Genomic DNA, 7,015 nt, shown 5'->3' with positions numbered 1-7,015 from the left:
AACAGATGAGCATCCTCCACCATCCGCCTGATGAGTTGGAAGATGACCGTTTCCGTCTGCGATTCGGAGTCTATGTCCACGAAGGTGTTACGCCAGCCGCAGATGTCGAACGGTATTATCAGTGCTATGTAAATCCGGTGCAGGCGGAGGTCTTGAGGGACTCAGCATCTTAGACGATAACAGTCCTGAGAGGTCACTCCTACAAAGAAAAATCACTGCAGACCGTCGCCGATTCACGCCGGTCTCTTGCGGTGCTTGACATCCAGTTCACGAAGGAGTGCCAAAGTGTCCTCAAACGACAGTTCACCGATTGAAGCCGTGTGTTCAAGGTAATCGCGCGTTTTGTCGTTGAACACACTATAAAAGGCGCGCGCCTCAGGGTCGGGATGATCTCGCCAAAGTTCGACAGGTATGATCGAATCCTCGCTCAAGTACCGACGGTTCGGATGCCCGTAATAGACTTGCACCGTCTTGCGTTCTGCCTGCGTGGGACGGGTTGTAGCGGTATGTAAAACACCGATGTTGAAGAGTATCGCTGTCCCAGCGGGACCGTACAAATCGACAATTCCGCCACGCGCCAACTGCTCGTCCCTTTCGAGAATCTCAGCATCCACCGATTCCGGTGATAAGGAGAAACAGTGCGTCGTCTCATCAACATCCGTCAGATACAGCATCAACTGGACAAACCCGATGCGCAACGGATGTTCAAGCCAGTGTCTCGGACCATCTCTATGCCAACCGCGATTCAGTTCACCATCGTACGGTGCCATGTGTCGGATGCAGATCTCTGAAAAGCAAGGGGCATTGCCCATCAGTGTGTGTAGGCAATCCATGACGATCGGATGCCGAATCACATTGTCGAATTCAGGTGAAGTCAGAAGTGCATCGCAATTCACGGTCTGGTAATGTCCAATACGATACCAATGATCTTCAACTTCAGTGCGGTCCCGGTCAAAGCTATGAACAAAATGCGCAACCTCGACATCGCTCAGAATCTTACCGAGTGAGACATAGCCATTTTCTTTAAAAAACGCATAATCTGCCGGTTTCATATTTTTAATATACCTTGCGGAAGAACGAGGCGAGTTTAGATTTCAAGGTGCCTTCCTAAGAACCCGCCTGCGCCGTTGTTGCAGGCTACATTTTGATTTTTTATGTAACTGATAAACAAATAGGCATCTGCTATCGACTTGCTTGTAGCCGTCGAACCCGAGCGGGTGTGTCGTCGCCTTGGATCTCCGAGGAGAGAATCTGAAGACTTCGGTCTTCAATCGGTAACTCCACCTTTACGCAGCCACGGCGATGCGATTCCCGGAGTGCGACGGCTACCTCTAACGCGGCACGCCCATCTTCGCCTGAACACTTCGGAGAGGTCCCGTTCTCAATGGCGTTGATGAGATCTTCAACGATTGTGAGTCCCATGCCTTGCATTCGTACGGGGATCGGGAACGGACATTGCACAGGCACGCCACGTCCTCGTCGTCCGCCAGGAATCATGCGAATTAATTCAAACGTTTCGGCGTTGTTGACAGAACGGATGCGTCCCGTTGTGCCGATGACATCGACCTCCCATGGTGCCGCCCCACAGGATGTACTCCGCAGATACGCACGGACACCGTTATCAAAAACGAGGTAGCCGTTCCCCTGCAGATCGCCTTCACCTGCGGCGGCTGCGTCGGACTGCATCTCACCGAAAACCCACTCAACGTTCCCACCCGCCATATATCGTAAAATATCAATCGCATGGCTGCCGTTATGCGAGAGTCCACACTGTGCATAGACTGTCACCTGCAGCACATCGCCGATTTCGCCTTCATCAATGAGTTTCCGCGCCTCGCTAAAGAACGGATTCCAGCGTCGGGCACAATTGATCGCCAGCGCGACACCTTCTGCTCGGCAGGTCTTCACCATCTCGTCCGCCTCGGCGAGACTCAACGAAATCGGTTTCTCTGCCCAGATCGCTTTGACACTGGAGCGCGCCACATCTTGCACGATAGTTGATCGGATCCGTGCTGTCGTGCAGACACTAACAAGGTCCAGATTTTCCTTCTCCAGCATTTCACGGTAATCGCTGTAGATATGTTCAGAACTTAGCCCCCACCGTTCGCCGAAGATCGCCGCCTGTTCGGCGTGTAGATCGGCACCCGCAGCCAGCTCCACATTCGGTGCAGCATGGTAAGTTGGACCGTGGCAATAGGGCAAAAAGAGCGACCCACCTTGCGTGATTTCGTCGTCAAAGGTGCTGCCCATACGACCTAAACCGATTACACCTGCTCGATACGTTGTCATCCTTTTCTCCTTTTTTAGTAAAATTCAAAAATCACTCTCCCACATGGCTCCCGTGACAACATCATCAGTTTTTTTTCTTTTTGATAACGCTTTTTGAGGCGTAAAATCCGCTGTATCAACAGTAACTTTTGTTTCATCCTCGTTCCAAATCGTCTCCATTCCTTCACCAAAATAAAGGAACAAAAAATTCTCCGTTCTCTTCTGCCAATCAAAACCGTGTTTTTTCAGGGTTTGCGTAATATCGCCTGCATCTAAGATTAACTTCACAAGTTGGAGTAAAATGCTTTTCCCGCTCGCTTGCTCCCCGACGAACACCGTCATATCTCCAAAGGAAATGTCAGCTTCCGGAATTTGTCCTAATGAAGTTAGTTTGATGCGTTCCATAATTATCTTCTTCCCTTTCCAATATTTTAACTATAAGGGCAAGGTTACCTCGTCCTACTAATATTTATTTTACCACAATTCAGATTCTCTCGTAGACAAAATCCAACCACTTGTCTTGCGGTGGTATAATTTCGGGTTTCGGTGAAAGTGGTGTCCAATACGGACTGAAGATGTATCCTCTATCGCTTTTCAATTCCCATGCATCCGCTGTTTCCTCTTGTGTGCTTAAGAGAAAAAAATGCCTCGTTTTCTGCACACCTATGTTTTCGTTCGGCACCCACCCCGTAATATTATAGCAGATACATGTCGGATTAGGATGTTTGTCGTATTCGATATACGAAATATGCGTAAAATCTTCCCGTATGGAATGGTAATTGACAGTCAGCCCCTTCGTGAGTTTTTCTTTGTAAAGCATTGCGTTTAAATCGGGTTCAATATAAACCTGCGTTGTTTCCGCTATTATTCGCTCTCCTTCCGCCAACTCATTTTCAAAACAACCCAGATATGCCTCAATTTCTACAGATTGTAAGCCTGTTTCCTCATAAACCTCTCTTTTCACAGCAGTTTCAAGGTCTTCATTCTTTTCCACAGTACCTGCAGGAATTTGGACCCCTGCAGTTGGATGTTTAAACACAAGTAACTCCTTGACACCATCTCTTTCACGGACGATAAATGCAGTAACCTTCTGGATAACTTGGTTCACTCTAATTTCTCCCTAATCAATGGTTCTGCTCCAACGAATGCGCGTCCCGTTTTTCCCTCAGCGCGGAATACAGATAGGTTGTCCCTGTTCGTGTCTTTGATGAGCCAGATATGCCCCGCAAACGTGTGCTGATTCACAAAGGTATCAACCGCAATCTTGCCATAGTACTTTTCGTCACCCTTATCATCTATCCAATAGTATGTAATCTCAGCCTTCGTACCATTCACGAAAATGATTGCGGTTTCGGTGTCACTGCCTCCGGATCTTAGATTTGGAAGCAGACTCGGATCATGCTTATCCAAATTCACCCACTTACCACCACCATCACTATCGGGATTCTTCAATTGTTGGTGGAATTCTGTCAACTCTATCAGCTCGGCGGGCCATTCAAATTTCGGGGAATCTTCAGGATTGAACCCATGGAGATGTACGAGATGCGTACGGGTTATTGCCTGTGTATATCGCCAATCCATATCACCATAAATTTCAGTCAGCAGCGCAGCGAGTGTTGGGTCGTATTCTTTTAACTTATCGCGGGTATCAACATGGTTATGTTGGTCGTCGTTTGCTCGGTTCGTGTCGAACCAAGACTGCGTGCCTTCAGCCCAATACTCTGCTCTGTTCGTAATGGCATAAGTGTCTTTCCACAACCCTTTTTCGACTGCAGCATCATATAGTCCCTTAAGACGCTCATCGAAACTCGGATCCACCGTATTTAATCCCATCTGATGAATCGCATGCGCGAATTCGTGAACCAAAATATTTTCAGTCGAATACGGATCGCCTTCGTAATTAAGCAGGTTCTCCTCACCACAACTGACAGCGGGTCGCGATGGTGTGGAACCCAAACCGCGTGCGCGCCGATCCCAATAATAGTCGGGTTGAAGATCGCTATGTTCGGGAATCTGCGTCGTCAGTTCGTTATGTGCCATCACAGCAAAACGCACATTATTTTTTCCGAGTGCTTGTAGTATATCCCGCCGATGCCCGACCATCTGCTGAATGAGCCAAGCCGCTTCCTTCAGTGCATAAGGACTCACCTTTGCCGATGCGACAACAGGCAACCCTTCAACATCAAGCGACTGCTCGTAAAACGGATCTAAGTTAAAAGTTTCGCGAACGGCAGTCGATGGTGGTAGAGGCTCAGAGATATTGACGCTCTGCGCCATCGCAGTCAGTTGAATTGCGGAAAATAGCACGCAAACTATGAAAACGCCAGTTAGATAAAACATAAATCAGCCTCGTTTTTTATTTTTACTGTCCTTCCCGATACTTCAGTTCTTGCCAGATGGCGCGCATCTGCCACACATCCATTAAAACGACCTTTGCCTTCTCGTCAATTCGGAGTTCTTCCCATGTACCCGTCATATCGGATTATCCCTTATTCAGCATCCGGCTTGCAAGTCTTTGACCTTGCGTGGCGGGAACGGCTTTTTAGACTCCATACACTACCGGCAAAATTGCTCTCAATTAGTTGTTGAAAAATTCCATAGTCGGCTGATGGTTTGATGTCAAATCGATCCATTTCGGGTGAAAAAGGATAGATTTCCGATTCACCTGCCAGTACAGCGAAGAATTTACCGCGGTTATTCGGAAGGAAAATGGGTCCTTTCCATTCCAAATACTCAACTGTTGGTGATATATCAGGAATAGACATCTCAACGTGGAAAAGAACCTCTGTTCGATGCCACAATTTAATAAAAGCAGGGAGTCTGTTTTGGAGTTGGATGTTACCATGAAGATATGGGGTACGGAAGAAAACTCTCTCCGAAAAAGCCAAGAGTTTGGACGAATTAAATGCGTGTGGTAGAAAGTATCCATCCAAACTCGTTCCGTTTTCATTCAGACAAACACCAACAGCGATCACAAATTCCTTAAACTTAAACCCCCGCCACTTCGCATCCATCGCACTAATCAGTAGAACAGCTTTATCCGCTTCGTGATATGGAAAGAGACCTTCCTTGTGCAACACCGCTTCCCAGAACGACAAGTTTGCGGTGCCGTAGAGGGTAACCTCTTTGACATTGTAAAGATCTGCGACATATTTAACGGTAGGATTTGAAGCATTAGAATCACGCAATTTTATATTCCTTTACATGATACGCAATGTGTTATTCGGAAATCAGATGAATGCCCGAGACTGGATGCGAATCCTCAGGGTTTCGCATCCAGTCTTTAGTATCAAAAAGAAGTCAGTCTCAGAAAAGAAAGATGACTCTTCTCAATCTAAATGATCCTTTAGTTTCGCCCAGGTCGTTGTTAATTTGTCTGCAGCGTCAACAGACAACGCTGATCCGCCACCAAATTCAACATCAATTTCAAATTCATGAATTGTCTCGTGTACGTCCCGATCCCTGGGTGTTACGGGTTTCTTCCAACGGTCTTTGTTCGGCTTTCCTTTAGGTACTTTCGTTGCCTCAACATCGGGCATCGAATCCACAATTTTCGACACATCCCATACAGGAATTTCGCCTATAGGCGAGAGTGTAGCGATATTGGCTGAACGCGCGATTTCAACCCCATTCATCCACAGAATGTAGGAGTCGTCATAGTCAACCCGAAACATAATTTTTTTTGATGTAACCGCTTTAGGTACATCAAAGTGATAACGCGTGTAAAGTGAGCCAACCTCCCCTGATTTGATTTCCGTATTGTCATCACCATCACCGTAACCGATGCTGATGATGCCCTTTTTCCAGTTCGTATCGTCAAATTCGAGTTCAGTCCAACCATCAACGTCTTTATCAGGAACATGATATCTCACCTCAAAGCCCTCGTCAAAAATAACATCCTTTCCGACGGTGAGTTGGACAATAAGGGTCATATCACTACTGCTGAATCCATCATTATAACACCCCGCGGCAAGCACATTATCTTTTGTAAAAAGCTCAGGGGTATCGAAGGCATAAGCGAGAGATGTGAATACACAGCAGAAATATAGGTAGCAGAGAATTTGCTTTGTCATTAAAATTTCTCCTTATTCATTTTAAAGTGTTCTGAGTGAGAAACGAAATATCGGAAGCACTGCTCCGACGCTATTCCACTTAAGGCCAACCCCAAAAAGTTGATTAAGGGAAGGGTTCCTACATCAGAATCTTGTATCTCCAAAATTGATTCCTAACCACACAATATTAGAGGGATTTGTGTTTAAAGAGGTTTTGTGCCCAACCTCGTCTATACCTTCACGCTGCACCCTCCAATGACTTTTTAGCGAATCATGATCCAGTCCTCCTATAACTTGCACAAGTGCCGTATCTGCTGGGAGTTAAGCATAAATGTTTTTCATCTGCCAAGCATCAAGGGATTTGAGTTCACTTGCTTGTCCCTGCGAACGCAACGATACACCAACACTCTCTGCCTTATCAGGATAGACACGCATCGCCACGCACTGCTTCCCATTAGCGAATACCTCCACCACACTCTTGTCAACGAATACCCGCAGCTTGAGGGTTTCGTCTCGCGCGATAGAGACCGCTCCAGTTTCAGGGGCGCGTGAAAGGACATCTGAGGCAACTGACGAATACGATGAATCAATCGTTAGCAGACTATCACGTACGTCAACACCAGGATTCAGGTTGCGTAAGCCACGTTCCCTGAAGAACGCAATACGCGTGAACTCCTCTTTCTGCGGTGAACGGA

The 7,015-nt window shown here is 46.9% G+C and carries 8 protein-coding genes; all 8 read right to left on the bottom strand.

Annotation, left to right across the window (positions count from 1 at the left end):
- Positions 1–233: 233 nt before the first annotated feature.
- The gene (locus tag OXH00_25010) at positions 234–1,052 is read right to left on the bottom strand and encodes a phytanoyl-CoA dioxygenase family protein (protein ID MCY3744287.1); all 819 of its coding nucleotides are present in this window, start codon (positions 1,050–1,052) and stop codon (positions 234–236) included.
- Between the two features lie 130 nt (positions 1,053–1,182).
- Positions 1,183–2,289, bottom strand: coding sequence for a Gfo/Idh/MocA family oxidoreductase (locus OXH00_25005; GenBank protein ID MCY3744286.1), 1,107 nt, complete (start codon positions 2,287–2,289; stop codon positions 1,183–1,185).
- 24 nt (positions 2,290–2,313) lie between these two features.
- Entirely contained in the window at positions 2,314–2,673 is a 360-nt protein-coding gene (locus OXH00_25000) for a hypothetical protein (protein MCY3744285.1), read from the bottom strand.
- A gap of 79 nt (positions 2,674–2,752) precedes the next feature.
- Complete coding sequence (locus OXH00_24995; protein MCY3744284.1) at positions 2,753–3,376, bottom strand: NUDIX domain-containing protein; 624 nt, start codon at positions 3,374–3,376, stop codon at positions 2,753–2,755.
- The gene (locus tag OXH00_24990) at positions 3,373–4,608 is read right to left on the bottom strand and encodes a hypothetical protein (GenBank protein MCY3744283.1); all 1,236 of its coding nucleotides are present in this window, start codon (positions 4,606–4,608) and stop codon (positions 3,373–3,375) included. Before OXH00_24990 ends, OXH00_24995 begins: the two co-directional genes overlap by 4 nt.
- Positions 4,609–4,757: 149 nt before the next feature.
- Positions 4,758–5,456, bottom strand: a complete 699-nt coding sequence (locus OXH00_24985; protein ID MCY3744282.1) for a hypothetical protein — start codon at positions 5,454–5,456, stop codon at positions 4,758–4,760.
- 141 nt (positions 5,457–5,597) lie between these two features.
- Positions 5,598–6,341: a hypothetical protein gene (locus tag OXH00_24980; protein MCY3744281.1), complete on the bottom strand. Its 744-nt coding sequence runs from the start codon at positions 6,339–6,341 to the stop codon at positions 5,598–5,600.
- Positions 6,342–6,641: 300 nt separating this feature from the next.
- Positions 6,642–7,015: GH32 C-terminal domain-containing protein (locus OXH00_24975; GenBank protein MCY3744280.1), on the bottom strand; the 374-nt coding region annotated here is incomplete at its 5' end.

The organism is Candidatus Poribacteria bacterium (genome assembly GCA_026706025.1).
Taxonomy (GTDB): domain Bacteria; phylum Poribacteria; class WGA-4E; order WGA-4E; family WGA-3G; genus WGA-3G.
This window is presented reverse-complemented; position numbering and strand designations above follow the sequence as displayed.

What these genes read in the sequence shown, in the direction of transcription:
- OXH00_25010 (MCY3744287.1), bottom strand. Translation starts at nt 1,052, where the DNA reads ATGAAACCGGCAGATTATGCGTTTTTTAAAGAAAATGGCTATGTCTCA.
- OXH00_25005 (MCY3744286.1), bottom strand. Translation starts at nt 2,289, where the DNA reads ATGACAACGTATCGAGCAGGTGTAATCGGTTTAGGTCGTATGGGCAGC.
- OXH00_25000 (MCY3744285.1), bottom strand. Translation starts at nt 2,673, where the DNA reads ATGGAACGCATCAAACTAACTTCATTAGGACAAATTCCGGAAGCTGAC.
- OXH00_24990 (MCY3744283.1), bottom strand. Translation starts at nt 4,608, where the DNA reads ATGTTTTATCTAACTGGCGTTTTCATAGTTTGCGTGCTATTTTCCGCA.
- OXH00_24980 (MCY3744281.1), bottom strand. Translation starts at nt 6,341, where the DNA reads ATGACAAAGCAAATTCTCTGCTACCTATATTTCTGCTGTGTATTCACA.